At 60.2% G+C, this 25990-nt stretch carries 25 protein-coding genes; 16 read left to right on the top strand and 9 right to left on the bottom strand.

The features are described 5' to 3' along the window. Positions 1-34: 34 nt before the first annotated feature. Positions 35-976 (bottom strand): class I SAM-dependent methyltransferase, encoded by a 942-nt coding sequence (locus ACYZT6_RS14625; protein WP_462027510.1) that lies wholly within the window; start codon positions 974-976, stop codon positions 35-37. A gap of 196 nt (positions 977-1172) precedes the next feature. Between ACYZT6_RS14625 and ACYZT6_RS14620 the strand changes: the two genes are divergently transcribed. The 7 genes from ACYZT6_RS14620 (at position 1173) to ACYZT6_RS14590 (ending at position 7763) form a co-directional block, all read left to right on the top strand. Continuing rightward, the gene (locus tag ACYZT6_RS14620; protein ID WP_462027509.1) at positions 1173-1793 is read left to right on the top strand and encodes a cytochrome b/b6 domain-containing protein; all 621 of its coding nucleotides are present in this window, start codon (positions 1173-1175) and stop codon (positions 1791-1793) included. Then, positions 1790-2569, top strand: coding sequence for a molybdopterin-dependent oxidoreductase (locus tag ACYZT6_RS14615; protein WP_462027508.1), 780 nt, complete (start codon positions 1790-1792; stop codon positions 2567-2569). The genes ACYZT6_RS14620 and ACYZT6_RS14615 overlap by 4 nt, the downstream gene beginning before the upstream one ends. Before the next feature lie 52 nt (positions 2570-2621). Then, a complete protein-coding gene (locus ACYZT6_RS14610; protein WP_462027507.1) occupies positions 2622-2897 on the top strand; it encodes a pentapeptide MXKDX repeat protein in 276 nt (91 codons plus the stop codon). A gap of 355 nt (positions 2898-3252) precedes the next feature. Then, positions 3253-3765, top strand: coding sequence for a formaldehyde-activating enzyme (fae, locus tag ACYZT6_RS14605; RefSeq protein WP_462027506.1), 513 nt, complete (start codon positions 3253-3255; stop codon positions 3763-3765). A 10-nt stretch (positions 3766-3775) separates the two neighbouring features. Next, a complete protein-coding gene (locus ACYZT6_RS14600) occupies positions 3776-4810 on the top strand; it encodes an aldo/keto reductase (protein ID WP_462027505.1) in 1035 nt (344 codons plus the stop codon). Next, the gene (locus ACYZT6_RS14595; RefSeq protein WP_462027504.1) at positions 4807-6240 is read left to right on the top strand and encodes an NAD-dependent succinate-semialdehyde dehydrogenase; all 1434 of its coding nucleotides are present in this window, start codon (positions 4807-4809) and stop codon (positions 6238-6240) included. Before ACYZT6_RS14600 ends, ACYZT6_RS14595 begins: the two co-directional genes overlap by 4 nt. A gap of 158 nt (positions 6241-6398) precedes the next feature. Then, positions 6399-7763: an MFS transporter gene (locus ACYZT6_RS14590; protein WP_462027503.1), complete on the top strand. Its 1365-nt coding sequence runs from the start codon at positions 6399-6401 to the stop codon at positions 7761-7763. Between the two features lie 180 nt (positions 7764-7943). On the opposite strand, the gene ACYZT6_RS14585 is transcribed toward ACYZT6_RS14590, so the two are convergent. Continuing rightward, the gene (locus ACYZT6_RS14585) at positions 7944-8819 is read right to left on the bottom strand and encodes a LysR substrate-binding domain-containing protein (protein ID WP_462027502.1); all 876 of its coding nucleotides are present in this window, start codon (positions 8817-8819) and stop codon (positions 7944-7946) included. A gap of 220 nt (positions 8820-9039) precedes the next feature. Further along, the gene (locus ACYZT6_RS14580) at positions 9040-10218 is read right to left on the bottom strand and encodes a hypothetical protein (protein ID WP_462027501.1); all 1179 of its coding nucleotides are present in this window, start codon (positions 10216-10218) and stop codon (positions 9040-9042) included. Between the two features lie 184 nt (positions 10219-10402). On the opposite strand from ACYZT6_RS14580, the gene ACYZT6_RS14575 reads away from it, so the two are divergent. The 7 genes from ACYZT6_RS14575 to ACYZT6_RS14545 all read left to right on the top strand — a co-directional run bounded on the left by ACYZT6_RS14575 (position 10403) and on the right by ACYZT6_RS14545 (position 18610). Next, positions 10403-11335, top strand: coding sequence for a LysR substrate-binding domain-containing protein (locus tag ACYZT6_RS14575; protein WP_462027500.1), 933 nt, complete (start codon positions 10403-10405; stop codon positions 11333-11335). Positions 11336-11559: 224 nt separating this feature from the next. Then, complete coding sequence (aldA, locus tag ACYZT6_RS14570; RefSeq protein ID WP_462029953.1) at positions 11560-12984, top strand: aldehyde dehydrogenase; 1425 nt, start codon at positions 11560-11562, stop codon at positions 12982-12984. 84 nt (positions 12985-13068) lie between these two features. Then, on the top strand, positions 13069-14388 hold the full coding sequence (locus tag ACYZT6_RS14565) for an MFS transporter (RefSeq protein WP_462027499.1): 1320 nt from the start codon (positions 13069-13071) through the stop codon (positions 14386-14388). A 1-nt stretch (position 14389) separates the two neighbouring features. Then, complete coding sequence (locus ACYZT6_RS14560) at positions 14390-15607, top strand: mandelate racemase/muconate lactonizing enzyme family protein (RefSeq protein WP_046046632.1); 1218 nt, start codon at positions 14390-14392, stop codon at positions 15605-15607. A 162-nt stretch (positions 15608-15769) separates the two neighbouring features. Beyond that, positions 15770-17377: a GMC family oxidoreductase gene (locus ACYZT6_RS14555; RefSeq protein ID WP_462027498.1), complete on the top strand. Its 1608-nt coding sequence runs from the start codon at positions 15770-15772 to the stop codon at positions 17375-17377. 112 nt (positions 17378-17489) lie between these two features. Beyond that, positions 17490-17897, top strand: coding sequence for a response regulator (locus tag ACYZT6_RS14550; protein ID WP_462027497.1), 408 nt, complete (start codon positions 17490-17492; stop codon positions 17895-17897). Between the two features lie 47 nt (positions 17898-17944). Beyond that, on the top strand, positions 17945-18610 hold the full coding sequence (locus ACYZT6_RS14545) for an HAD-IA family hydrolase (RefSeq protein ID WP_462027496.1): 666 nt from the start codon (positions 17945-17947) through the stop codon (positions 18608-18610). A gap of 139 nt (positions 18611-18749) precedes the next feature. On the opposite strand, the gene ACYZT6_RS14540 is transcribed toward ACYZT6_RS14545, so the two are convergent. Then, positions 18750-19409, bottom strand: coding sequence for a methyltransferase family protein (locus ACYZT6_RS14540; RefSeq protein ID WP_462027495.1), 660 nt, complete (start codon positions 19407-19409; stop codon positions 18750-18752). A gap of 187 nt (positions 19410-19596) precedes the next feature. Next, positions 19597-20544 carry a GlxA family transcriptional regulator gene (locus ACYZT6_RS14535; RefSeq protein ID WP_462027494.1) on the bottom strand — a complete coding sequence of 316 codons (948 nt, stop codon included), beginning with the start codon at positions 20542-20544 and terminating at the stop codon, positions 19597-19599. A gap of 124 nt (positions 20545-20668) precedes the next feature. Between ACYZT6_RS14535 and ACYZT6_RS14530 the strand changes: the two genes are divergently transcribed. Then, positions 20669-21460 carry an SDR family NAD(P)-dependent oxidoreductase gene (locus ACYZT6_RS14530; protein WP_462027493.1) on the top strand — a complete coding sequence of 264 codons (792 nt, stop codon included), beginning with the start codon at positions 20669-20671 and terminating at the stop codon, positions 21458-21460. Between the two features lie 101 nt (positions 21461-21561). Then, a complete protein-coding gene (locus tag ACYZT6_RS14525; RefSeq protein WP_462027492.1) occupies positions 21562-22482 on the top strand; it encodes a pyridoxal-phosphate dependent enzyme in 921 nt (306 codons plus the stop codon). Positions 22483-22533: 51 nt separating this feature from the next. Here the strand turns inward: ACYZT6_RS14525 and ACYZT6_RS14520 are convergent, their stop codons facing one another. From ACYZT6_RS14520 to ACYZT6_RS14505, 4 genes are all read right to left on the bottom strand, one after another. Then, positions 22534-22851, bottom strand: a complete 318-nt coding sequence (locus ACYZT6_RS14520; protein ID WP_462027491.1) for a DUF2388 domain-containing protein — start codon at positions 22849-22851, stop codon at positions 22534-22536. Between the two features lie 108 nt (positions 22852-22959). After that, entirely contained in the window at positions 22960-23730 is a 771-nt protein-coding gene (locus tag ACYZT6_RS14515; RefSeq protein WP_462027490.1) for a hypothetical protein, read from the bottom strand. A gap of 215 nt (positions 23731-23945) precedes the next feature. Continuing rightward, on the bottom strand, positions 23946-24299 hold the full coding sequence (locus tag ACYZT6_RS14510; protein ID WP_462027489.1) for a DUF2493 domain-containing protein: 354 nt from the start codon (positions 24297-24299) through the stop codon (positions 23946-23948). Next, positions 24287-25942, bottom strand: a complete 1656-nt coding sequence (locus ACYZT6_RS14505) for a Na/Pi cotransporter family protein (protein WP_462027488.1) — start codon at positions 25940-25942, stop codon at positions 24287-24289. The genes ACYZT6_RS14510 and ACYZT6_RS14505 overlap by 13 nt, the downstream gene beginning before the upstream one ends. Between the last annotated feature and the right edge of the window lie 48 nt (positions 25943-25990).

The following is a 25990-nucleotide window of genomic DNA, read 5'->3' as shown; positions in this document are numbered from 1 at the left end:
TCGCGGGCAAGCCCGCTCCCACAGTGAACAGCACTTAGCTCCCCAGTTTGAACACCAACGCCTTCAACCCGCACTCAACATCAGCATCCGGAAACTCCGGCGGATTCTCCAGCCGCCGCTCAAACCGCAAACCTGGCGCTTCACGCATCACACCCTCAATGAGGAAGTCCGCCCCGAACGCCGGATCGTTCATGCACGCCAGCACCGTCCCCTCAGGGCTGAGCAACTCCGGCAGCCGACGCAACACGCGCTGGTAGTCCTTGGTCAGCAGAAAACTGCCTTTCTGAAACGACGGCGGGTCGATGATCACCAGGTCGTAAGGTCCTTTGCCGATCACCTTGCCCCAGGACTTGAACAAGTCGTGGCCAAGAAAACTCACCTTGCTCATGTCGTGGCCATTGAGCCGATGGTTGTCGCGACCACGGTTCAGGGCCGGGCTGGACATGTCCAGATTGACCACGTGCTCGGCGCAACCCTCGATGGCGGCGACTGAAAAGCCGCAGGTGTAGGCGAACAGATTCAACACGCGCTTGCCATCGGCATTCGCCCGCACCCAATCACGGCCATAACGCATGTCGAGGAACAACCCGGTGTTCTGCTTGCGGCCCAGGTCCACGCGATAACGCAAACCGCCTTCGGTGATGATCAATTCCTCAATCGCTTCCCCAAGTAGCCATTCGGTGGTGCTTTGCAGCAGGTAGCGGTGTTGCAGCAGCAGGGTATGCGCCCCTGATTTTTTCCACTGCGCCGACTCAGTGACCGACATCAGCAACTGCTTCAAATCTTCCAGCTGCGCCGCTTCAGGTTCCTTGAACAGCGACACCAGCACCACGCCCTGCAGCCAGTCGACGGTCAACTGCTCCAGCCCCGGCCAGCAGCGTCCACGACCGTGGAACAGCCGGCGGGTTTCTGCGGGTGCCGTTGCCAATGCGGTCAGCAGATGATCGTGGAGGGTGGTGAGCGCTTCTGAATTCATCGGGTCGGGTCGGTCATTTGAGGGGGCGGCATTTTAACCACAATTGCGGCGCAAGGGCCGCTGCCGGGGATTAAGAGTTATCACGGTTAATTTAACTTTACGTGAGGATTTGGCGACTTGTCGGCTCCCATACTCGGCTCCAACAACAACAACAACAACAACAACAACAACAAACAACAACCGCCGGGAGCCCATCATGTCGCAGTTGCCTGATTCGCCCACGGTCAGCACGCACCCACGCTGGCTACGGCTCACCCATTGGCTGAACGCCCTCGCGGTGCTGGTCATGGTCACCAGCGGTTGGCGCATCTACAACGCGTCGCCGCTGTACGACTTCAGTTTCCCCAAAGGCATCACCTTGGGCGGCTGGCTCGGCGGTGCGTTGCAATGGCATTTCGCTGCGATGTGGTTCCTCGCCATCAACGGTCTCGTCTACCTGATCATCAACCTCGCCAGTGGCCGTCTGTCACGACGCTTTTTCCCCGTGTCGCCAAAAGGCGTTTTGCACGACCTGTGGGCCGCATTACGCGGCCGGCTGGGGCATGCCGACTTGAGACATTACAACCAGGTGCAACGGCTGGCGTACCTGTTCGTGATGGTCGACATCACGCTGTTGGTGATCTCCGGGCTGGTGTTATGGAAGTCCGTCCAGTTTCCGCTGTTGCGTGAACTGCTCGGCGGCTACGAAACCGCGCGCCATGTGCACTTCATCGCGATGACGCTGTTGATGGCCTTCGTGGCAGTGCATCTGGTGATGGTCGCGCTCGTGCCTAAAACGCTGTTGGCCATGATCGTCGGTCGCAAGGAGCCCGTATGAAACAGCGCATCGAAGGTCTGGACGAGTCTTCCATCCTGAAAGACGCCCGGAAAATCATTGCGCCACAAATCGAGGACCGCTCACGTCGCTCGTTCCTGATGCGTGGGCTGACCCTCGGTGGCGTGGCCCTGTTGTCTGGCTGCAACATCACCGACAACGACAGCGTCGAGACCGCGTTGTCGTCCATGTCGCGGTTCAACGATCGGGTGCAGGGCTGGCTGTTCAACCCCAACGCGCTGGCGCCGACCTATCCAGCGTCGATGATCACCCGGCCGTTTCCCTTCAATGCCTTCTACGGCATCGACGAGGCGCCGATCGTCGAGGAAGAAAGCTATCGACTGGAAGTCACCGGACTGGTCGCCGACAAACGCAGCTGGCGCCTCGAAGAGCTGCGCACTATGGCGCAGAACGAGCAGATCACCCGGCATATTTGCGTCGAAGGCTGGAGCGCGATCGGACGCTGGGGCGGCGTGCGGTTCAGCGATTTCCTGAAACGGGTCGGTGCCGACACTGATGCCAAATATGTCGGTTTCAAATGCGCCGACGATTACTACACCAGCATCGACATGGCGACCGCGCTGCACTCACAAACCTTGTTGGCGCTGACCTATGACGGCGCGGTGCTGCCGCGCGAATACGGCTTCCCGATGAAGCTGCGCATGCCCACCAAGCTCGGCTACAAAAACCCCAAGCATATCCAGGCGATTTTCGTCAGCAACACCTACAGCGGCGGCTACTGGGAAGACCAGGGCTACAACTGGTTCGGTGGCAGCTGATGGCGCCCGACAAGTTCACTCGTCCACCACCTGCGCTTCAAGGAGTTTCATCATGAAAAAATTAACCACCGTCGTTCTGTCCATGTGCCTCGCCGTGGGCGCTGCCAGCGTATTTGCCGCCGAAACTACCAACGGCATGAGCAATGACAGCATGAGCAAAGATTCGATGTCCAAGGACGCCATGAAAAAAGACACGATGAAAAAGGATGCCATGAGCAAGGACACGATGAAAAAAGACGCCATGTCCAAGGATTCGATGAAGAAGGATGAAATGAAAAAAGACGCCATGTCCAAGGACACCATGAAGAAGGACAACATGTCGCAATAATCCAATACAACGCGACCCCTGTAGGAGCAGAGCTTGCTCGCGAAAGCGGTGTGTCGGCCGACATCATCGTTGCCTGACACACCGCTTTCGCGAGCAAGCTCTGCTCCTACGGGGCTATGTATTTCAGGGTATGACTTGAAGTCATACCCCCATGACTTTTAATGGTTACAGCCCCTCAGTCCCCCAGTGTTAAAAAATCGCAAACACAGCTCATCAACAACAAAAAAGAGCGTTTGCACCCATGACTGATTCCCTCCGCCACGTCCTTCGCTCTTCGACCCCCGACCAATGCCACGCGACCTCCACGGTCTGCGTGCGGTTCTGATCACCCAAAATCCCTGAAGAGTAACAACTCATGAAAGAACTCGACCTGTACATCGGTGAAGGCTTCGAAGGCCCAGGCGTGAACGCCGCACACATCAATATTCTGATCGGCCCGCGCAACGGTCCGGCGGGGCAGGCGTTTGCCAACAGCCTTGCGTCGCCGAGCCAGGGCCATTGCCCATTCATGGTCATCGCCCAGCCGAACATCCCGGTCAAGCCGATGACCCTTTACGTCAACAAAGCCGCGATCAGCAGCGACCTGCACGGCAACGCCACCTGGGGCGCGTCTCAGGCCGGGATCGCCAAGGCTGTTCTGGAGGCGCTGCTCGACGGCACCTTGCCGCCGGAAGCCGAAGACGAGTGGGCGATCGTCACCGCCAACTGGGTCAACCCGTCCTGCGACGACCTGGATGCGGTCTACCTGAACAATTACAACGCCTGCCGCACGGCGATCCGGGCGGCGCTGACCGGCAAGCCGGAAACCGCGCAACTGGCGGATGTGGTCAATCACATCAGCAACCCTTTCTACACGCCAAAAGCCTGAGGTCCGCGCCATGCAATACATTCGTCTTGGCCACTCCGGCCTGCAAGTTTCCCGCCTGTGCCTGGGCACCATGAACATGGGCACCCCGGACTGGAAGCCGTGGATCTTCGATGAGAAGAAGAGCGAACCGATCGTTGCGCACGCGCTAGACAACGGCGTGAACTTCATCGACCTCGCCGACTTCTATTCGGCCGGTGTCGGCGAGGAAGTCGTCGGGCGCATCGTCAAGCGCCTGGCCCGTCGCGAAGACCTGGTCATCACCACCAAGGTCGGCTACGGCACCCGGACCGGGATCAACGCCAGCGGCCATTCGCGTAAGCACATCATGGACAGCATCGACGCCTCTCTGAAGCGCCTGAACATGGATTACGTCGATGTGTTCATGCTGCATTACTTCGACGTGAACACACCGGTTGAAGAAACCATGAGCGCCATGAACGACATAGTGCGTTCCGGCAAGGCCCGTTACATCGGCGTGTCGACCATGCTCACCGGGCAACTGGCGAAGATCCTCTTGGCCTGCGAGCGCAACGGTTGGGTCAAACCGATCAACATGCAGTTACAACTGAATTGCGCCTACCGCGAAGAAGAGCGCGAGATGATCCCGTTCTGCCGCGATCAGGGCTTGGGCGTCTCGGTGTTCAGCCCGCTGGCCCGCGGCTTGCTCACTGGCGACGTGCAGTCGACCCGCAACCAGACCGACTTCTTCACCCAGCAGATGTACAGCGACGAAGCCTCGTTCCAGATCGCCCATTCGGTACAGCGCGTGGCCCGGGCCCGTGGTGTGTCGAATGCACAGATCGCCCAGGCCTGGGTCGCCAACCATCCGGGCGTGGATTGCATGCTGGTGGGCGCCGACACCACCGAGCAATTCGACAGTGCCCTGGCCGCGCTGGACACCAGACTCGACGCCGAGGAGCTGCACGAGCTGGAACGCAATTACACCCCGTGCGACGTGATCAACGATTACACCGCCGGCAAGCGCATCTTGCGTTCGGCCCGTCCGGGTCTGGAACGCTTCAATCTGACTGAGGCTGTGGCATGAGCGCGCTGATCCGTAACGGCAATTTCATCGACGGTCAATGGTCCAGCGGTGGTCCGACCTACCCGGTGTTCAACCCGGCCAACGGTGAGTTGATTACTGAAGTACAAAAGGCCGGCGCCGATGCCACCAACCTGGCCATCGACGCCGCCAACCGCGCCTTGCCGGCCTGGCGCAAGTTGACCGCCAAGGAACGCAGTAAGAAGCTCAAGCGCTGGAGCGAGCTGATGCTGAGCAACCAGAAGGACCTGGCGACCTTGCTCAGCCGCGAACAGGGCAAGCCGCTGGCCGAAGCCATGAGCGAAGTGGTCTACGCCGCGAGCTTTCTGGAGTGGTTTGCCGAAGAGGCCAAACGCGCTTACGGCGACGTGATCCCGAGCCACAAGGCCGATGCACGGATCATCGTGGTCAAGGAAGCCATCGGTGTGGTTGCAGCTATCACCCCTTGGAATTTCCCGCTGGCCATGGTCACCCGCAAGGTCGGCCCGGCGCTGGCGGCGGGTTGCACGATGATTCTCAAGCCATCGGAAGAGACGCCGTTGTCGGCCTTTGCCCTGGCGGTACTGGCCGAGCAGGCCGGGATTCCAGCGGGTGTGTTCAACATCGTTTCGGGCGACGCCGTGGCCATTGGCGGCGCGCTGCAAGCCTCCGGTATCGTCCGCAAGCTGTCGTTCACCGGCTCCACCCGCACCGGCAAATTGCTGATGCGCCAAGCGGCGGACACACTGAAAAAAGTCTCGCTGGAGCTGGGTGGCAACGCGCCGTTTATCGTGTTCGACGATGCCGATCTGGACGCCGCCGTCAAAGGCGCGATGGCCTCGAAATTCCGCAATACCGGGCAAACCTGCGTCTGCGTGAACCGCTTCTTCATTCAGGACGGCGTCTACGAAGCCTTCACCGGCAAACTCGCCGAAGCCGTGGCGGCGATGCGCGTCGGCAGTGCGCTGGACGGTGAGACCGAGCAGGGCCCTTTGATCAATGCGGCAGCGCTGGCCAAGGTTGAACTGCACGTAAGCGACGCGCTGCAGAAGGGCGCGAAGCTGTTGTGCGGCGGCCGTCGCCATGCGCTCGGCGGCACTTTTTATGAGCCGACCATCCTCGCGCAAGCCAACAGCGACATGCTGATCGCCCAGGACGAAACCTTCGGGCCGGTGGCCGCTTGCTTCCGCTTCAAGGACGAAGCCGAAGTGCTGCAAAAGGCCAACGACACGCCCTACGGTTTGTCCGCTTACTTTTACAGCCGCGACATCGGCCGTGTCTGGCGCATGGCCGAAGGCCTGGAAGCCGGCATGGTCGGAATCAACGAAGGGATCATTTCCACGGAAGTGGCGCCGTTCGGTGGCATCAAGGAATCGGGCCTGGGTCGCGAGGGTTCGAAGTACGGTCTGGATGACTACCTGGAAATCAAATACCTGCTGATGGGCGGCCTCTAAACCCCACACAACCCTGTAGGAGCGAGGCTTGCCCGCGAAGGCGGAGTGTCTGGCAACTCAATGTCGACTGACACGCCGCCTTCGCGGGCAAGCCACGCTCCTACAGGGTAAAGCTATCGGTTTCATTTCTCCGTCAATAACAACAATTGGAGACTTACATGTCCGTACAACCGGTAAAAATCGACGACCTGCCCATCGGGCGCTTCCACCTCAAAATCGCCGGACTGACCTTCGGCGCGCACTTCACCGACGGCTACATCCTCGGCCTGATCGGAATCGCGTTCACGTTGCTCAGTCCGCAAATGCAGCTGGATGCGTTCTGGCAAGGATTGATCGGCGCTTCGGCACTGATCGGTCTGTTTCTCGGCAGTCTTTTTTTCGGCTGGATTTCCGACAAGGTCGGCCGGCAGAAAATCTTCCTGGTCAGCTTCGTGCTGATCACCATTGCCTCGGTCATGCAGTTCTACGCCGAGACAGCCATGGGCCTGTTTCTCTGCCGGGTGTTGATCGGTATCGGGCTAGGGGGTGACTTCAGCGTCGGCCACGCCATGCTGGCCGAGTTCGCACCGAAGAAGCATCGCGGTGTGCTGCTCGGTTCGTTCAGCGTGATCTGGACCTTCGGCTACGTCGCGGCCACCTTCGTCGGCACCGCCATGCTCAGCCTTGGCGACGATGCCTGGCGCTGGATGCTGGCCTCGTCGGCCATCCCGGCGGCGTTGATCCTGATTGCCCGCATTGGCACTCCGGAGTCGCCGCGCTGGCTGGTGAACCAGGGTCGAATCGCCGAGGCGCGCGCGATCGTCAAGAAACACCTGGGTGACAACGTCGAACTCGACGAAACCCAATCCACCGAATCCCGTTCCGGCTACGCCGTGCTGTTCAGCCGTGAATACCGCAAACGCACCGCGTTCAACTGCCTGTTCTTCGTCTGCATCGTGATGCCGTACTTCGCCATTTACACGTTCCTGCCGTCGATTCTGCAGAAGATGGGCCTGGCCGAAGGTTTTGGCACTGAGCTGATGCTGAACATGCTGCTGATCCTCGGTGCGCTGATCGGGATCTGGTGCACGATCAAATTCTCCCGCCGCGGGTTCTTGATCAACTCGTTCATCATCCTGGCCGTCGCGTTATTCATGTTGGCGGTGTTGCCGAGTAGCGCGGCGTTCTTGATGGTGTTGGTGTTTGGCTTGTTCACGCTGGTGTTGTCGGCGGTGAGCAACCTGGTGGGGGTATTCCCGGCCGAGAGCTTCCCGACTGAAGTGCGGGCCAGCGGAATTGGCCTGGCGACTGCCGTCAGCCGTTTGGGCTCGGCGGTGAGCACGTTCCTGTTGCCGGTGAGCGTAGCGGGGATTGGCTTGAGCCCGACAATGGGCATTCTGGCGGCGATTCTGGCGCTGGGGGCGTTGCTGTCCTGGGCCTGGGCGCCGGAGACTAAATCGTTGACGCTGAGCCAGGCGTGCAAGGCGCAGAGTCCGGTGGAAGGAGGTGCGTCGGTCGCCGTGAAAGTCGCAGCACCGGTCTAATCGAGGCTCACCACCGTCTTCTGTAGCAGCTGTCGAGCTTGCGAGGCTGCGTCCGACTGCGAAGCAGTCGTAAAACCATGTACCGCGGTGCTTCAGACAAACCGCGTATTCAGGGTTTACGACCGCTTCGCAGCCGGACGCAGCCTCGCGGGCTCGGCAGCTGCTACAGGTTGTGTGTTTTCAGGGATTACTGACCAGTTCCAACCACTGCGTAAACAACCGTACTTTCGACAACCCTTGCTTGTCGTTCGCCACATCCAGCCAATACCCATATGGCCCGATCACTTCCACCGGGGTGATCGGCAACAAACTGCCATTGGCCAGTTCCTTCTCGATCATCTGCCGATCAATCACCGCCAATCCACCGCCCGCCAGCGCGGTGTGGATCACCTGATCCAGGGTGCTGAATTCCAGGCCTTGCCCGGCATCGACATCGTCCCGGCCCATCGCGGCCAGCCAGTTCTCCCAGACCTTTAAACGCTTGCCGTCGTGCAAGATGTGCAGCAACGGAAACTGCCGCAGATCCGGGGCTTGCCCGTCGTTGAACAGCTCCGGGCTGGCCACGGCGATGTGCCGTTCCATCACCAGCAACTGACTGCTGCAATGGCTGGCGGCTTCGAGGCCGAAGCGGATGTGGCAATCGATTTCCGCGAGGCTGTCGTGGCCGGCCTGGTTGGTTACGCTCAGGCTGATATCCGGATAGCGCTGGCAGAACACCCGCAAGTGCGCCGACAACCAGCGCGTAGCCCAGGTCGGTGGCGCGAGAATGCGCAGGCGCTGACGCAAGTTCGGCACGCGCACGGCTTGCAGGGCGCGTTCGATGTGGTCGAAGGCTTCCGCCAGATGCGGGGAGAGGGCAATACCGGTCTCGGTCAGTGACAAGCCTTGGGGCGTACGTATGAAGAGTGCCACGCCGAGGTAGTCTTCGAGCTGTTTGATCTGGCGACTGACGGCACCTTGAGTGACGTTGAGGCCCAGGGCGGCCTGGCTGAAACTGCGATGCCGTGCGACTTCTTCGAAGACACGCAGCATGTTGAGCGAGGGCAGTTGACGCATGGGAGGAGGGCTCCGCACCGGCCTCGGGTGTTGCGTCGGGTCGGTTTATTGTTTTTGGATGGTTTTGTGGTGCCTATCTGACTATCTGGTAAGGGTGGATGCAAGTGTTGTTTGGGCTGGCGTCTTCGCGGGCAAGCCTCGCTCCTAAAGGTGTGCGCTTAACCCTGTAGGAGCGAGGCTTGCCCGCGAAGGCGTCCTCAAGGACGCCAAAAATACCGGATCAGAAGTAATACCCAATGTTCATGTACAACTGGTTTTCCCACTGGTCGCTACCGCCAGCCCCCAAACTCTGGGTGTAGCTGCTACCGCCGATGTACGGATCGTTCTTGCCGTAAATCCATTCCGTCGCGATCCACAGTTTGCTGAACGAGAACGAGGTGCCGAAGATCAACCGCTGCGACGTCTTGAACTCATCGGCGGATTTATCGAAGGCGCTGTAGTTGGCGTACAGCTTCACGCCGCTGACCTGATCGAACAGGTATTTGCCGGCGACGTCATAACTCACATCCGCCACATACAGATTGCCGCGACTGGCGACGTTGTAGGTGCCGTCGTAACCGCCCAGCGTCACCAGTTCGTCCGTGCCGGCGTTGCGCGGGGACATCTGCTGACGTGCCGCTTGCAGCTGAACACCCCATGGGCCGTTTTTGCCCAGGTAATGCACGGCCACCGCATTGCGCCGACCATCGTTGCCGGTGTCTTTGTTTTCCAGGGTGGAGCTCAGGCCGGAAAGACCTACTTCGGATTTCCATGAGCCCAGGTCCAGAGCCCTGGCCACTCGCAACACCACGGTATTGCGTTCCTGGTTGTCGCTGCCATCGGTCACGTAGCTGTCGGCGCCAGAGACCACGCTGGAATAGGTCACGCCTTTGCTGGTGCCCTTGCCTTGCCACGCCGGACGCAGGTAATAGCCGGCCTGAAGGTTCCAGTCACCGCTTTGCTGGATGTACTTGGCGCCGATCTGTTGCACATCCTCCAGGCCGATGACGTTACCCAGGGTTTCGTAGAACGTGCTGCCGAAGTACGGCTGCAAACCAAATGGCACCGTGTTCAAACCCACCTGCACCTGCTGGTCGGGATTGAACTTGTAGCCAGACCAGGCGAACTTGGCGAAGCGAATATCGCCGTAGTTTTTGGTGTACTGATAAGGGTAGGACCGCCCGTAGAAACGGTACTGAGCCTCACCGATCCAGGTGTCGGAGTTGTATTTGGCGCTGAGAAACACCGTGTCCAGGCCGAACTTCTGAATGTCACGGTCCGGGTCGTAATCCCATCGGGCACGAATGGCTCCGCCAAGGTCCAGGTTGTCGGTCACTTGTACCGCCATGGCGGGCGCCGCAAACGTGCAGAGTAGAGCGAGGCAAGACGAACTTAGGCGCAGGGAAGCAGGGAAGTGCATGGGGCGGCTCTCGGTTATTTTTATTAGAGATGCCGGCCAGTCTTGCGATCAGCGATGCGTTGAACAAACGATAAAAAATGTGAGAGAACCTTCGCCAAATGCATGTTACTGAGAAAATCCTGTAGGACAATTCGCGGCAGGCGTGGGATGCTTTGCGCCTTGTCATTGGTCTTGAGAGCCCTCCATGAAACGAAAAATGCCCGGCCTCAACGCGTTGAAAGCCTTTGAAGTGGCTGGCAGCACGGGCAGCTTCACCCGCGCTGCCGAGTTGTTGAACGTGACCCAGAGCGCCGTCAGCCGCCAGGTGCGTCAGCTGGAAGAACAGCTCGAAGAGACGCTGCTGGAGCGGCGCCACCATCACCTCGAACTGACGAGCGCAGGGCGAATTCTGCTGCGGGCGCTGCATCAGTCCTTCGACAAGATCGAACTGACCGTGCGCAGCATCCAGCAAAAAACCCATTCCAATCGCCTGCACATCAACGCGCCGCCGACCTTTACCAATCGCTGGCTGATGCCGCGCCTGGGACGCCTGCGGGAAAAGCATCCGGAACTGGAATTGAGCATCACCACTCGTTTGCAGGACAGCCTGGCCGAGACCAGCACGCTGGATTGCGCGATCCGTTTTGGTGATGGCGAATGGGACGGGCTGGACAGTTCGTTGCTGATCCAGGAACGGCACATCGCGGTATGCGCACCGTCCTTGTATGCGCGGGAGTGGAGCGGGCAGGGCATTGATCTCAATCGCCTGACCCTGTTGCACGTACTGGCCCGGGAGGACCAGCGCTACCTGACCTGGAAACACTGGCTGGACGCGGCGCGCATCACCGGTGTCGATACCCAGGGCGGCTATGAATTCGACTTGCTCGACCTGGCGATCCGCGCGGCCATCGACGGGTTGGGCATCACCATCGCCGACTGGCACATGGTCGCCTCGGAGCTGGCCAGCGGGCAGTTGACCCAAGTGCTGAACGTGCACGTGGAAGGTCATCAGTCCTACTGGCTGGTGACCCGGCCGGAGCAGACGCTGATGCCGCAATTGCAGGTGTTCAGCCAGTGGTTGCAGGAAGAAATCTGGTTGGCGCAACGCCAGCTCGAGCCCTCGACCGCCGTCCTCTGACCACCGCAAACCCCTTGTAGAAGCGAGGCTTGCCCGCGAAGACGGTGTGCCAGGCAATAAACGTGTCGACTGATACACCGCCTTCGCGGGCAAGCCTCGCTCCTACAGGGAATGTCGGTAACCTGCATTTTTCGAATGTTACATCGCTTAATAAATCGTTTGTTCAACTCGGTTCAGATGCCAAGACTGCGAGAACTGGATAAAAACAACGATGGGCGATGCACATGCGACTCGAGCGAAATTTTGTTAACGGTCACTTCATTGAACCTGCCAGCGATGCGCTGATCGCAGTTTTCAACCCTGCAACCGAAGCGCTGGTGGGCCACGTCTCGGCGGCGACTGCCGATGAAGCGACCCATGCGGTCGAAGCCGCCGCTGCAGCCCAAAAAACCTGGGGCAAACTCACCAGCATCGAACGCGCCGAACACCTGCGATCTTTCGCTGACGCCCTCGATGCTCGCGCAGAAAACATCGGTGCAGCGTTGGCCGCCGAATCGGGCAAAAGCGTGGCCGACGCCAGCAACGAAGCCCGTTACGCGGCGCAGATCACCCGTTACCACGCTGAATGGGCGCGCCGTATCGAAGGCGAAATCATTCCCAGCGACACCCCGAACGAAAACCTGTTCCTGCACCGCGAGCCGATTGGCGTAGTCGCGTGCCTGATTCCGTTCAATTACCCGGTCTACACGTTGCTGCGCAAAATCGCCCCGGCGTTGATTGCCGGCAACACCGTGGTGGTGCGCCCGAGCAACAACACCCCGACCTCGGCGTTCGAAATCGCCAAGGCGGTGCAGCAATCCGGTTTGCCGGCCGGCGTGGTGAACATCCTGACCATGGACCACGCCACGGCCGCCGCCGTTTGCACGCACAAAGCCGTCGGTTTGATCACCCTGACCGGCAGCGTCAACGCCGGGCGCATTGTGCTCGATTACTGCAAGGCCAACATCGCCAAGCCATCGCTGGAGTTGGGGGGCAAGACCCCGGCGATCATCGAAGCCGACGCCGACCTTGAAGCCGCCGCTACCGCGATCGTTGCTTCCAAGACCACTCACTGCGGCCAGTTGTGCACGGCGGTGGAGCGGGTCTACGTGCAAGAAAGTGTCTACGAGCAATTCCTCGCCCTGCTGAAAGCCAAAATCAGCGCCGTGAAGTTCGGCGACCGCGCCACCGATGCGAATTTGATGGGGCCGTTGGTCAACGCCAGTGCGCAACAGAACATTCACGCCATGGTCGAGCGCGCCATCGCTGCCGGTGCTGTACTGGAAACGGGCGGTGTGCTGCCGCAAGGCAAGGGTCATTTCTACCCGCCGACCCTGCTCAGCGGCTGCCGTCAGGACATGGAAATCATCCAGGAAGAAATCTTCGGCCCGGTGTTGCCGGTGCTCAAGTACCGCGACATCGACGAAGCGCTGGCCATGGCCAACGACCATCAGTTCGGCCTGTCTTCGGTGCTGTACACCGAGAACTACCGCACCACGATGAAAGTTGCCAATGCCATCGAGGCCGGCGAGTTGTACGTCAATCGCACCCCGGCGGACCCGTACCAGGGCTTCCACGCCGGCTGGAAACGCTCGGGCCTGGGCGGCGATGACGGCAAGCACGGCATGCTCGAATTCACCCAGACCCGTCTGGTGGTCATGAAGTATTGATCCACCCGCAACACGCCTCACGCTGCACCCATAAAAACAATTATCAGGGGCGCCCGGACCACCGGGCTGCCCGAGGTCTCCTAGATGTCCAAGCATGCATCCACTGCTGCCGCTGTTCAGGGTTCGAACGCGGGTTCAAAAAGCCACAGTGACAAGGGAAGTCGCTATTTCCAACTGATGCTATTGGTGCTGGCCGCCGGTGCGATCTATCCGATCCTGTACCTGCGCCAGGTCTACCAGACCACCATGCTCGAAGTGTTCCAGATCAACCACAGCGAACTGGGTTATCTGTACTCGATGCTCGGCACGATTTTCCTCCTCAGCTACTTGCCCAGCGGCTGGCTGGCCGACCGCATTGCCCCGCGTTTTCTGATCTTCTTTTCGCTGGTCGCCACCGGCGCCCTGGGCCTTTGGTATTCCACCGCGCCGTCGATGACCGGGTTGATGATCATCTTCGGTTGCTGGGGCCTGACCACCGGCCTGACGTTCTGGGCGTCGGTGCTCAAGCGCGTGAAGATGATCGCTCATCACACTGAACAAGGCCGGTTCTTTGGCATCCTCGATGGCGGTCGCGGGCTGGTCGAAGCCTTGCTGGCGACCGTCGCTCTGGGGCTGTTTGCCTTCGCCACCGAAACCCGTGGCGAGTCGGCCGCCGAAGGTTTCAAACACGTGGTCTACCTCTATGCCTTCACCTGTATCGCCATCGGCTGTGTGCTGGTGTTGATCAAGGATCCGAAGTCCATGGAGGACACGGCGGCGGTGGAGAAGGGCAAGTACAACCTGCTCAGCGATCTGACGACCCTGGTGAAAATCCCCGAGCTGTGGCTGGTAACGGCCATCGTGTTTTGCGGTTATCACATCTTCTGGGCCACCTATAGCTTCTCCGATTACCTGCAGGGCGGCGGCATGACCGCGGTCATGGCCGGCACCATCACCACCATCAAATTGTGGATGCGCCCCATCGGCGGCATCGGCGGTGGCTGGCTGGGTGACAAGTTCTCCAATATTTCGGTGCTGATCGTGGCGCTGTTTTTGGCGACCCTGGCGATGGTCGGCCTGATCGTGTTCCCGGCGCTCAACAGCATGGGCCTGCTGATCGGTACGGTGATCTTCATCGGCCTGATGACCTACGCGATTCGCGGCTTGTACTGGGCGATCCTCGATACCTGCAACATTCCGCTGCGCATCACCGGTCTGGCGATTGGGATTGTCTCGGTGGTCGGTTATCTGCCTGACGCCTTTATTCCCTTGATCAATGGCTACCTCACTGAGCATTTCCCCGGTGCCCCTGGTTACAAGCTGTATTTCGGCTACATCGCTTTCGTCGGCCTGCTCGGGACCCTGGCGGCCCTGACCCTGCGCGCTCGAATCAACCGTAAAACTTTGAACAAAACAGGTGCCTGAGATGAAAATCGTCGCCCTTGAAACCCATATCGTTGCCGTACCGCCACCGCACATCGGCGGCATGTACTGGCTGTTCGTCAAGCTCAAGACCGATTGCGGCATCGAAGGCGTGGGCGAAATCTACGCTGCGACGTTCGGTCCCAAAGCCATGCTGCCGATCATCGAAGACGTGTTCGAACGTTACCTGCTCAACCACGACCCGCACCACATCGAACGCTTCTTCCGTCAGGCCTATTCGAGCGGTTTCACCCAGCGTCCGGACCTGACCATGATGGGCGTGGTCAGCGGCCTGGAGATGGCGTGCTGGGACATCATCGGCAAAGCAGCGAACAAGCCGGTGTATGAACTGCTGGGCGGCAAGGTCAACGAACGTTTGCGTTCCTACACCTACCTGTACCCGGTCAACAGCAAGGGTGAATACGACTACGACGACCCGGACCTGGCGGCCGAGTGCGCGATCGAGAACATGAACAAAGGTTTCACCGCCGTGAAATTCGACCCGGCCGGGCCGTACACCGCGTACTCCGGGCATCAGATCTCACTGGAAGTACTGGAACGCTGCGAAACCTTCTGCCGCAAGATCCGCGAAGCGGTGGGCGACAAATGCGACCTGCTGTTTGGCACCCATGGGCAGATGGTGCCGTCCTCGGCCATCCGCCTGGCCAAGCGTCTGGAAAAGTACGACCCGTTGTGGTTCGAAGAACCGGTGCCACCGGGGCAGGAAGAGGCCATGGCGCAAGTCGCGGCCAAGACCAGCATCCCGATTGCCACCGGCGAACGCCTGACCACCAAGTACGAATTCTTCAAGCTGTTGCAGGCTGGCGGTGCGTCGATTCTGCAGATGAACGTCGCCCGTTGCGGCGGTCTGTTGGAAGCGAAAAAGATCGCCAGCATGGCCGAGGCTTATTACGCGCAAATCGCACCGCACCTCTACAACGGGCCGATTGGCGCGGCGGCGAGTTTCCAGTTGGCCACCTGCACGCCGAACTTCTTGATCCAGGAAAGCATCATGACCTGGGGCGGTTTCCACGCCGAAGTCCTGACCAAGCCACTGCAATGGGAGGACGGCTACATCATCCCGTCCACCGAGCCGGGCCTGGGTGTGGAGTTGAACATGGACGTGGTGCGCAAGCATTCGCCGTACACCGGCGAGCGCCTGCACCTGCAAATGGCGCCTACCCCGGCTGACGTCAAAGACACATCGCCAGCCCGAGGCTGACAGGAGAGGGCGCTGTTCCTCTGTAGGAGCGAAGCTTGCTCGCGAAAGCGGTGGGTCAGCCAATATCAAAGTGACTGACTCGACGCCTTCGCGAGCAAGCTTCGCTCCAACAGGTGGGGCTGCGCGCAGTTTTTTGTACAACGACTTACGCGGTAACCGTGCATGACTTACGACTACATCATCGCTGGCGCTGGCGCCGCAGGCTGCATTCTTGCCAATCGGCTGTCGGCTTCCGGGAAATACTCGGTGCTGCTGCTGGAAGCGGGCGGCAAGGACAGTTCCCTGTGGTTCAAGATTCCGGTCGGCTTCGCCAAAATGTATTACAACCCGACCTTTAACTGGATGTACTACAGCCAGCCGCAAAAACAGCTGAACAACCGCGAAATCTACGCGCCGCGCGGAAAAGTGCAGGGCGGCTCAGGCTCGATCAACGCGATGATCTATGTCCGTGGCCAGGCCCATGACTTCGACGACTGGGCGGCCAACGGCAACGAGGGTTGGGGCTTCAAGGATGTGCTGCCGTACTTCCGCAAACTGGAAAACCATCCGCTGGGCGACAGCGAATACCACGGCGGCAGCGGTCCGATCAGCATCACCCCGATGAAGGGCCAGACCCATCCCATCTGCGATGTGTTCCTCAGGGGATGCGACGAACTCGGCTATCCGCACAGTGACGATTTCAACGGGCCGAAGTTCGAAGGCTCGGGGATCTACGACGTCAACACTCGCAACGGCCAACGCTGCTCCAGCAGTTTTGCCCATCTGCATCCGGCATTGAGCCGGCCAAACCTGACGGTTGAGCATTATGCGCTGGTGGATCGGGTGCTGTTCGACAGCGGTCGTGCGACCGGTATTTCCATTACCCAGCACGGCGTAGTGCGCAGCTTCGCCGCCAACAAGGAAGTCATTCTTTGCGCTGGCGCCGTGGACACGCCGAAGATTCTGCAATTGTCCGGCGTCGCGGATCAGGCGCTGCTGGCCAAGCACAACATTCCGTTGGTCAAACACCTGCCGGCGGTGGGGCAGAACCTGCAAGACCACCTGTGCGCCAGCTATTACTACAAGGCCAACATCCCGACGCTCAATGACCAACTCAGCTCGCTGTTCGGTCAGTTCAAGCTGGGTCTCAAATACCTGTTTACCCGCAAGGGCGCACTGGCGATGAGTGTCAATCAGGCCGGTGGCTTCTTCCGCGGCAACGAACAGCAAGCCAACCCGAACCTGCAACTGTACTTCAACCCGTTGTCGTACCAGATTCCGAAAAACAACAAGGCCAGCCTCAAGCCCGAGCCGTACTCAGGCTTTCTGTTGTGCTTTAACCCGTGCCGGCCAACCAGTCGCGGGCACATCGAGATTGCTTCGAAAAACCCACGGGACGCCGCACTGATCGACCCGAACTACCTGAGTACGCAAAAGGACATCGACGAGGTGATCCAGGGCAGCCGTTTGATGCGCAAAATCATGCAGGCGCCGGCACTCAAAGGCGTCACCGTCGAGGAAGTACTGCCCGGCCCGGCCATCGAAAGCGACGAGCAGATGCTGCAGTATTTTCGTGAAAACAGTGGTTCGATTTACCACCTGTGCGGGTCCTGCGCGATGGGCGCGGACGATCAGCAGTCGGTGGTCGACAAGCGTCTTAAAGTCCATGGTCTGAACGGTTTGCGCATTGTTGATGCGTCGATTTTCCCCAACGTAACCTCCGGCAATACCCACGCGGCGGTGTTGATGGTGGCGGAGAAGGGCGCCGATCTTATTCTGCAGGACGCCTGATTTCGTCATCTTCCTGTATCAAAAATGAATTTCCGCCGAGTCCGCTGCTCATACCTGTAAGCAGCGGATTTGAGCCCGCGAAATCATTAGGCAATCAGGGAGTGGCAAAGTCATGTGTCCAATATCGATGGCGGGCGAGCAGCTTCCTGGCGGGTTGATACTGGTGGTTGAAGATGACCCGCTGATTCTTGAGTTTCTCTGCGAAATTCTTCAGGAAGAAGGTTTTGTGGTTCACCCGCAAGGCAGCGCGGATGCCGCATTGGGATATCTTGAACAACACGCCAACGAGGTCGGGTTGTTGCTGACGGACATCACCATGCCCGGCAAACTCAACGGCGCGGATCTGGCCAACCAGTTCGGCGATCGCTGGCCGGAAAAGCCGATCATGATCATGTCCGGATATGAAACCCCCGAATCCTCCGGGGTGCGGCATGAGGTGTCTTTTATCAAGAAACCCTGGGCGCTGGGCCAACTGCTGGATTGTGTCGATGGGGCCTTCAAGTCGCGACGGTCGCTGTAGGTCGTGTACATTGACGGACCTGCCTGACACTCGAAGGAAGCCTGTCCTTGTCTGCCAATGACTCCGTTTTCAAGACGCCGTATCGCGCGTTTCTGTTCGACATGGACGGCACCGTCCTCAACTCCATCGCCGCCGCCGAGCGGATCTGGACCACCTGGGCCTTGCGCCACGGGGTGGATGTCGAATCGTTCCTGCCGACCATTCACGGCGCCCGTGCCATCGACACCATCAACCGTCTGGCATTGCCGGGTGTGGATGCCGAGGCACAAGCGCAGTGGATTACCGAGTCGGAAATCGAGGACGTGGAGGGGATTGTCGAGGTGTCCGGCGCGGCGAATTTCCTCAGGTCCTTGCCGGCCAATCAATGGGCGATCGTTACCTCCGCACCGAGGGCATTGGCGTTGCGCCGGATGGCGGCGGCGGGGATTCCCGAGCCGGGTGTCATGGTCACGGCCGAAGATGTCAGCGCCGGCAAACCGGATCCTGCGGGTTATTGCCTGGCGGCTCAACGGTTGGGTGTTGAGGTGACTGATTGCCTGATCTTTGAAGATGCCGCCGTGGGGATTCTTGCGGCAGAGGCGGCTGGGGCGGACCTTGTGATAATTACCTCGACGCATGACCATCCGATTCAGACGGCGCATGCCACGCTGGCGAGTTACGACTCGGTTGTCTGTCGTGCAGATGTTGACGGTCTCCTCCTGATCGAAACCTGACCTGTAGGAGCGAGGCTTGCCCGCGAAGGGGCCATCACGGTCGAACATGGGATAGTTATTGGTTGTGCCGACGTCTTCGCGGGCAAGTCGGATCGCCGCACCGCTCGCTTCTACAGGTCAGATTTCGGCACGTTAAACCTCAGTAAACTCCGGGAATCAACCGCCAACTACGGGCGCAGTACGCCTCATATTCCCCCCCGAACTGCGCCCTCAGCAGCGACTCTTCCGAGTGAATCCGGGCAATCAGCGGAATCACCGTCAGCGCCGCCAGCAACAACCCGACCCCAGAACGAAACGCCAGTGCCCAGCCCACGGCGATAACCAACATCCCCAGATAACTGGGGTTGCGCAAGCGGCGATAAATCCCGTCGGTGACCAGGCTGTGTCCCGGTTGAATCGCCACCAAACCGCTGAAGCGCTTGCCCAGCACAAACACCGGCCACATCCGCAAGGCGCCGCCGACGATGAACAGCAAAGCCCCCAGCCAGCGCACCCCCTCGCCACCGAAGGTCCAGAAATCGATGCGGTCGGTGTAGGCCGGCAGGTACCCACTCAACAGTCCGATGACGCCGAACGCCGGCAGCACCCAACGATTGGCCCGGTCTTCACGTTCTCCGGAGCTCAGATTGACCTCGGTGAACAACGAGGCAACGGCCATCGCTAACGTTGCGATGGCAACGACCACCAGCGGTGCCTGCGCGAAAAGCGCCGCAAACCCGCCCAGCCCCCACACCGCGAGGCCGAGGTAGGCGAGGGTGGAGACGATGGCGAAAAACGCCAGCCTGGCCGAAATTTTCATGGGCACCCATTCCTGCTTTTAACCGATGCCTTCAGTGTAGAGGGTCATGCTGATCCACCGGATTGCGCTAGCTTCACCGAACGGTTCAGTCGGGCGAAAGGAGAGGCGTATGAACCCATCGATGCTGGCCTGCGGCGTCAGTTTCCTCGGCATGCAAGACTTGCGCTTCCGGCGCACTCACTAACACTCACGCCGTCATCTGCGACCTGGCATTACGCCGAATCACCTGCGGCGGTTGGCCGAACGCTCGAAGGAAAGCTTCGCGCATGCGACGACGGTCGGTAAAACCGGCCTCGGCGGCAATCTGGTCGAGGGTCAGGCGCCCGCGTTCGAGCATCTGTCGCGCCGCCTCCAGGCGCAGATTTTCGATGGCCTTGGCCGGGGACTGCCCTGTCTCGGCGCGAAAGGTACGGCTGAATTGCCGTGGGCTGAGGCGCGCCACTTCCGCCAGTTGTTCCACCGACAACGCGGATGTCAGGTGTTCCCGGGCGTAGCCGAGGACGGTCTGAATGCGGTCGGATTTGGGCTCCAGTTCCAGCAATGCCGAATGCTGCGACTGGCCACCTGCGCGGCGCTGATACATCACCAGCTTCTGCGCGACGGCGCGGGCCAGTTCGGCACCATGATCCTTTTCGACCATGGCCAGCGCCAGGTCGATGCCAGCAGTCATGCCGGCGGAGGTCCAGATGGAACCGTCGACCACGTAGATCCGGTCGTCTTCCACTTTTATCGAGGGAAACCGCGCTTGCAGTTCCCGCGCGTACGCCCAGTGGGTGGTGGCCCGTCGCCCGTCGAGCAAGCCGGCCTGGGCCAGCACGAACGCGCCCGAACAAATCGACGCCGTGCGTCTCGCGGTTCTCACGCTGTCGCGCAGGTACGCCAGCACACCCTCGGGCGCCTGCTCGAGGATCGAATCGCCTCCGACCACGATCACCGTGTCGAACACCTGCTCATCAAATGCCTGGGTGCCGACACTCAAACCGCCGGAAGCCCGCAGGGTACGGCCATCCTCAGAGATCACGCTGACCTCATAAAGCGCTTCACCGGCGCTGAAGTTGGCGTACTCGAACACCGGCATGGCCGCCAGCGCCATGGACTGGAAACCCTCGAAAACCACGAACGCGACGGAAGTCATGATGATGCCCTCAAAGGCCTATGTCCTGAAAACGTACTTTAAACGTCATTTGAGACGAGCGTGAGTCAATTTATAACTGTTCACACCCGGCGACCTTATCGCCTCACTGTGAAGGAAATTGCACATGGCTCTCTCATCCAAAGGCACCGCACTGATCACTGGCGCTTCTTCGGGCATCGGCGCGGTCTACGCCGACCGTCTCGCCCGGCAGGGTTACGACCTGATTCTGGTCGCCCGCAGCCAGGGCAAACTCAACGCGCTGGCCAACCACCTGAGCAACGAAACCGGCCGTGCCGTGGAAGTGGTCGCCGCTGACCTTAAAGACAAGGCCGGCCTGCTGCGGGTTGAAAGCATTCTGCGCAATGACGCGAGCATCACGTTGCTGGTCAACAACGCGGGCGTTGGCGGTGTCATGCCGTTACTCGGCAGCCCGGTGGACGATATGGAAGACATGATCAACCTCAACGTCACCGCGCTGATGCGTCTGTCCTATGCCGTGGTGCCCGGCTTCGTTGCACGGGGCGCCGGCACCGTGATCAACATTTCCTCCATCGTCGCCATTGCTCCGGAAATCCTCAACGGCGTTTATGGCGGGACCAAGGCTTTCGTTTTGGGCCTGAGCCAATCGATGCACCATGAGTTGGCCGACAAAGGCATTCGCGTCCAGGCGGTATTGCCCGGCGCCACCGCCACCGACTTCTGGAGCGAGGCCGGCAACCCGGTGGAGAACCTGCCGCAAGAGATCGTGATGTCCGCCGAAGAGATGGTCGATGCCGCGCTGACAGGGCTGGCGAAAGGGGAAGTGGTGACCATCCCGGGCCTGCATGAGGGCAACAAATGGGTCACCTACGAAGCTCAGCGCCAAGTGCTGTCAGGGTCGTTTGGCCACTCGTCGGCGGCACCGCGTTATCAGTAAGACGGTAACCGCGGGGCAGGGTGAACTAAGCTTGGATAAGGAATGTTCATCACCGGCGCGTCGACACCTCGACACGCCGATGCTGCCAAAGGAAGCTCGCGATGCTACACATCAGAACGCCTTTGATTCTGCACCCAGGTCTGTCAACGCCGACCCGGCGCCTCTGGCTCAAGCTGGAAAACCTGCAACCCAGCGGCTCGTTCAAATTGCGCGGCATGGGCCTTTTGTGCAGTCAGGCAAAGGCCCAGGGCAAACGCAAAGTCGTTTGTCCTTCCGGCGGTAACGCCGGTTTTGCCACCGCCATGGCCGCCGCTGCCCTCGGGCTGAAAGCCTGCATTGTGGTGCCGCACACCACCCCGGAATCCACCCGCGCCAGGATCAGGAAAACCGGTGCCGAGGTGATCGTTCACGGCAAGGTCTGGGACGATGCCAATCAACGAGCGAAAGAGCTTTCACAGGATGCGGATACCGAATACGTGCCGGCCTTCGATCATCCCGTGTTGTGGGAAGGGCACAGCACCCTGATTGATGAAGTCCTCGAGGATTGTCCTCAAGTCGATGCGCTGGTGACGTCGGTGGGCGGCGGAGGTTTGTTGGCGGGCATTCTGACCGGATTGATGCGGCACCATCGCATGGACTGCCGGATCATTACATGCGAAACCCAAGGGGCGGCGTCCTTCGCGGCTGCCATCGAGGCTGGGCATCCCGTCAGGTTGGCGCGTATCGACACCGTCGCGACATCGCTGGGCGCTGCAAAAGTGGCCGCGTGGCCGGTGCAGCACATTCTCGAATTTCCTCACGAATGTGTGGTGCTCAGTGATGACGAGGCGATCATGGGCGTGGTGCGTTACGCCAACGACCTGCGCCAACTGGTCGAGCCGGCGTGCGGTGTTTCATTGGCAGTGGCGTACCTGGACCATCCGGCGATTGCCGAAGCCCATGACGTGGTGATTGTGGTGTGTGGCGGGGTCAGCATCAGCGCGCAGTTGGTGGCCGGGTGGGCGCGCTTATCTTCGGGGTGAAGTAAGGCAGGGCTGCAAACTATCCGGGTGTCGCGAGCCCTGCCTCAACCTTCATTGGCCGCCAGCGACGGTTTCATGGATCAAGATCGCTCTGGCGAGCTCTTCGTCGCTTGCTTTGAGGCCTGGATTTGCCTGGCGAATCTGATTCAACACCGACTCCAGGTACACACCGCGAATCGTACCGCCACTGGCAACGAAGCTGGAAGCGTCATCACGGGCAGGAATCGCCAGTTTGTTGTCCTTGAACGTCGAGTACAGCGATGCGGAAACCCCCGCAGAGGTAGCGACATCACCTGCATCCACTTTGGCCATCGCGGAGCCGAAGGGTAAACACAGCAAAAGGGAAGACAAGATAATCAGACGGCGCATGACGGTGTCCTCTGAAAGCGTGAAGCAAAAAGGAAGTACCTCATCATTTAAGATGCCCGGCGAAGGTCAGGAGTTCCCTGTTGATGCGTTACCCACGCCCGTTAGCGTTCAAAACCGCAGCGTTGCCCCAGTGGTCAGCCACTGATCACGTTTCCCCGTCAAGTTGCGTCCCACCACCAGATCGACGTCGATGCGCTCACCGATATGCAGCCTCGGACCGGCCTGCCACGCCTGTTCCCCGCCTTGTTGGCCATAGCGTTCAGCGATCAACGTCAGGGAGCGGGCCAGGTCGTATTCCGCGCCGGTGCCCCAGGTCCAGCGATGGTTTTGCTCGCCATTGTCATAGGCGTGGGTCCAGCCGGCATTGAGGTTCAGACGCAGGGTTTCGAGCGGTTGGTAGGTGAAAGGCAGGTTCAGGTCAGCGCCATCGAAGGCGTGGGCCCGATTGAAGGCGAAGTGCGCCGAGCCTGCCAGTGCCAACGCCAGGCCAAGGTCTTCCCGTGAGAATATTTGCGCCTTGAATTGTGGGCTCAACTGGGTTTCTGAATCCCCGTCATCGCGGTTGTGCTGCACGGCGGCGCCGAGTTGCACGCTGGGCAGGCTTTTGAATGTGCAGTCCTGTGACACCACGCTGGTGCTGGATGAATTGTGCCGACCGTTCTGGTACCAGGCGTCGATGTTGCACTCACCGGGGGCGTTGATCCCGGCGTCATCCACCGCATAGGCACCTCCGGCAGCGTTGGCGCTGGAGATGATGCTGAGCAACGCGATCAGGCCCAGGGTGAGGCTGACGAACAGCAGGTTGCGTCGCACGCCCCGGCTTTGGGTGGGCGGCAGATTGCGCATGAAGGACGTAAACAGGCGAGTAGGTTTTTGCATGAGATATACCTCGAAGTTTTTTGATGGCGAGCAGCGAATGCGGTCCCGTAGCAGCTGCCGAGCCTGCGAGGCTGCGTTCGGCTGCGAAGCAGTCGTAAAACCAGCGATTGCGGTACATCAGGCAGACCGCATCAGCCGGACTCACGACTGCTGCGCAGCCGAACGCAGCCTCGCAGGCTCGACAGCTGCTACGGGACCGCGTTGTGAAGTGGGGCTCAGCCCCGACCCTCTACCGATAAGGTTTGCAATCCGGCCGTCCGGGCCTGGGCCACCAGTTCTTCGGTGTCTTCGCCGCCGGGCAGGGCGATCACCACGTCCGGTCGGCTGTCGAGCAACATGAAGTGGTTGCGCAGGCGTTCAGCCGACTTGCCATGGCGCTGCCAGTTGGGCGGGTAGCGCACGATGTCGGCGCCGTGTTCCCGGGCCCACTCTTCGATGTCGCCGCCCAGGTATTGATTGCCGCCATGGATCAGCACGCGCACCGGATGCATTCGGTGGAAGGCATCGAGGACCCGCCGGCACAGACGGCTGTCGGCGTAATGGCGACCCGCGCAGATCAAGAGGCGCATGACGGGTTTTCCTTGCTCAGATCATGGCTCTCGACCGCTTGCTCACCGGCACGCTCCAGCAGCGGATAGCCCAGGGCGGCGATGTGGTGATGCACGCGGCGGTAGTCACGCAGGACCCGCTGGAAGATGTCGCCGGACTCCGCCCAGGTGTTTTTGTCTTCCTGCAACTTGCGAAAGTGCTCGCGGCTGGCGTGCGCTTCGAGCCTTCTGACGGTCTCCTTGCGATGGATCAAATGATGCGCGGTGGGAATGTCTTCGCGCAGGAACACGGTGATCGCCAGGCTCAGGCTTTCCAGCAGCGCGTCGTGCAGCGGGGCGATGTTGCCCAGCTCGAACGCCGAGAATTGTTCGCCACGGCGCAACCGGCGCATGGCCAATTGCGTCAGGCTGCTGGAAAGAATGTCCGCGGCATGTTCCAGGTTGATCACGAACATCAGGATTTCCTGGGAGCGATCGGCATCGCTGTCACTGATGCCTTCCTTGCCGATGTCCGCCAGATAAGCGCGAATGGCCGCGCCCAGCAGGTCCAGTGACTGATCGATGCGCTGCACTTCAGCGGCGCAGGCGGGCGCCGAAGTCTGGAACAGCTGCACCAGTCGGCCGAGCATCGCCGAGAGCATGTCGGCCATACGCAGCGCTTCGCGGGCGGCGTTGGACAGGCCGATGTTGGCCACTTCCAGACCCGCTTCGTCGAGGTAGTGCGGCATGCCTGGATCGACATCCCGCTCCGGCGCCGGCAGCAGATGGGTGAGCCATTTGGCGAGTACGTCGGTGAGGCCGATGAACACCAACGCCAGCAGCAGATTGAAACCGCTGTGCAGGGACACCACCAGCACCGACGGCTCCAGTTTCAGCTCGGCTAGCAGCCCGGAAAATGGCAGCACAAACAGGGCACCAACCGCACGCACCAGCAGATTGCCCAGCGGCAGACGTCGGCCGACGCTCGAACCGGCATTGATGACCGAAGGCAGCGCACCGCCAATGTTCACGCCCAGTATCAGCGCGACGAGGGTGGTTGCCGACAGCATGCCTGTGGCAGCCAGCGAGACGATCAGCAACACCACGGCGACGCTGGAATGGCACAGCCACGTGAGAATCAGCGCCACCAGCAGCGCAATCAGCAGATCGCCGTCCAGGCTCTGCATGATCAGCTGAAAGACCGGCGTGCCTTCGACGTCCGCCAGTGTCGAACCGAGCATGCGCAGGGCCAGGAGCATCAGCCCCAGACCAATCAGCGCACAGCCGACGCTTTCGTACCGCGAGTCATCGCGCAGGCGGAACACCATCAAACCCGCTAGCAAGACGATGGGTGTGAGGATTGAAACGTCGACGCTGAGCAGTTGCACCACCAGGGTCGAACCGATATTGGCGCCGAGCATCACCGCCAACGCGGGCGCCAGACCCAGGGTGCCGGCGGCCGTGAACGAAGTCGCCATCAGGCTGACGGCGGTGCTGCTTTGCAAGAGGCCGGTGATGCCGATACCCGAGAGCAAGGCCATCCAGCGGTTGTTCAAGTTGTGGCCCAGCCAGTGGCGCAGCGGCGTGCCGAATCCGCGCAACAACGCCGAAGAAATCATGTGAGTGCCCCACAGCAAAAGTGCGATGGAGCCTGCGAGGTTGATCAGTAGAGTAGTTCCCGACATCAGGACTCTCCCTTTTTCCGTGTTGCATTAATTTATGGCCCGACCCGA

It is taken from the genome of Pseudomonas sp. RT6P73, from assembly GCF_054897715.1.
Note: the sequence above shows the minus strand (reverse complement) of the source record. Positions and strands in the feature narration are given on the sequence as shown.

Excerpts from the sequence above, each read along its gene's own strand:
- ACYZT6_RS14625 (WP_462027510.1), bottom strand. The coding sequence starts at position 976 with ATGAATTCAGAAGCGCTCACCACCCTCCACGATCATCTGCTGACCGCA.
- ACYZT6_RS14620 (WP_462027509.1), top strand. The coding sequence starts at position 1,173 with ATGTCGCAGTTGCCTGATTCGCCCACGGTCAGCACGCACCCACGCTGG.
- ACYZT6_RS14615 (WP_462027508.1), top strand. The coding sequence starts at position 1,790 with ATGAAACAGCGCATCGAAGGTCTGGACGAGTCTTCCATCCTGAAAGAC.
- ACYZT6_RS14610 (WP_462027507.1), top strand. The coding sequence starts at position 2,622 with ATGAAAAAATTAACCACCGTCGTTCTGTCCATGTGCCTCGCCGTGGGC.
- fae (WP_462027506.1), top strand. The coding sequence starts at position 3,253 with ATGAAAGAACTCGACCTGTACATCGGTGAAGGCTTCGAAGGCCCAGGC.
- ACYZT6_RS14600 (WP_462027505.1), top strand. The coding sequence starts at position 3,776 with ATGCAATACATTCGTCTTGGCCACTCCGGCCTGCAAGTTTCCCGCCTG.
- ACYZT6_RS14595 (WP_462027504.1), top strand. The coding sequence starts at position 4,807 with ATGAGCGCGCTGATCCGTAACGGCAATTTCATCGACGGTCAATGGTCC.
- ACYZT6_RS14590 (WP_462027503.1), top strand. The coding sequence starts at position 6,399 with ATGTCCGTACAACCGGTAAAAATCGACGACCTGCCCATCGGGCGCTTC.
- ACYZT6_RS14585 (WP_462027502.1), bottom strand. The coding sequence starts at position 8,819 with ATGCGTCAACTGCCCTCGCTCAACATGCTGCGTGTCTTCGAAGAAGTC.
- ACYZT6_RS14580 (WP_462027501.1), bottom strand. The coding sequence starts at position 10,218 with ATGCACTTCCCTGCTTCCCTGCGCCTAAGTTCGTCTTGCCTCGCTCTA.
- ACYZT6_RS14575 (WP_462027500.1), top strand. The coding sequence starts at position 10,403 with ATGAAACGAAAAATGCCCGGCCTCAACGCGTTGAAAGCCTTTGAAGTG.
- aldA (WP_462029953.1), top strand. The coding sequence starts at position 11,560 with ATGCGACTCGAGCGAAATTTTGTTAACGGTCACTTCATTGAACCTGCC.
- ACYZT6_RS14565 (WP_462027499.1), top strand. The coding sequence starts at position 13,069 with ATGTCCAAGCATGCATCCACTGCTGCCGCTGTTCAGGGTTCGAACGCG.
- ACYZT6_RS14560 (WP_046046632.1), top strand. The coding sequence starts at position 14,390 with ATGAAAATCGTCGCCCTTGAAACCCATATCGTTGCCGTACCGCCACCG.
- ACYZT6_RS14555 (WP_462027498.1), top strand. The coding sequence starts at position 15,770 with ATGACTTACGACTACATCATCGCTGGCGCTGGCGCCGCAGGCTGCATT.
- ACYZT6_RS14550 (WP_462027497.1), top strand. The coding sequence starts at position 17,490 with ATGTGTCCAATATCGATGGCGGGCGAGCAGCTTCCTGGCGGGTTGATA.
- ACYZT6_RS14540 (WP_462027495.1), bottom strand. The coding sequence starts at position 19,409 with ATGAAAATTTCGGCCAGGCTGGCGTTTTTCGCCATCGTCTCCACCCTC.
- ACYZT6_RS14535 (WP_462027494.1), bottom strand. The coding sequence starts at position 20,544 with ATGACTTCCGTCGCGTTCGTGGTTTTCGAGGGTTTCCAGTCCATGGCG.
- ACYZT6_RS14530 (WP_462027493.1), top strand. The coding sequence starts at position 20,669 with ATGGCTCTCTCATCCAAAGGCACCGCACTGATCACTGGCGCTTCTTCG.
- ACYZT6_RS14525 (WP_462027492.1), top strand. The coding sequence starts at position 21,562 with ATGCTACACATCAGAACGCCTTTGATTCTGCACCCAGGTCTGTCAACG.
- ACYZT6_RS14520 (WP_462027491.1), bottom strand. The coding sequence starts at position 22,851 with ATGCGCCGTCTGATTATCTTGTCTTCCCTTTTGCTGTGTTTACCCTTC.
- ACYZT6_RS14515 (WP_462027490.1), bottom strand. The coding sequence starts at position 23,730 with ATGCAAAAACCTACTCGCCTGTTTACGTCCTTCATGCGCAATCTGCCG.
- ACYZT6_RS14510 (WP_462027489.1), bottom strand. The coding sequence starts at position 24,299 with ATGCGCCTCTTGATCTGCGCGGGTCGCCATTACGCCGACAGCCGTCTG.
- ACYZT6_RS14505 (WP_462027488.1), bottom strand. The coding sequence starts at position 25,942 with ATGTCGGGAACTACTCTACTGATCAACCTCGCAGGCTCCATCGCACTT.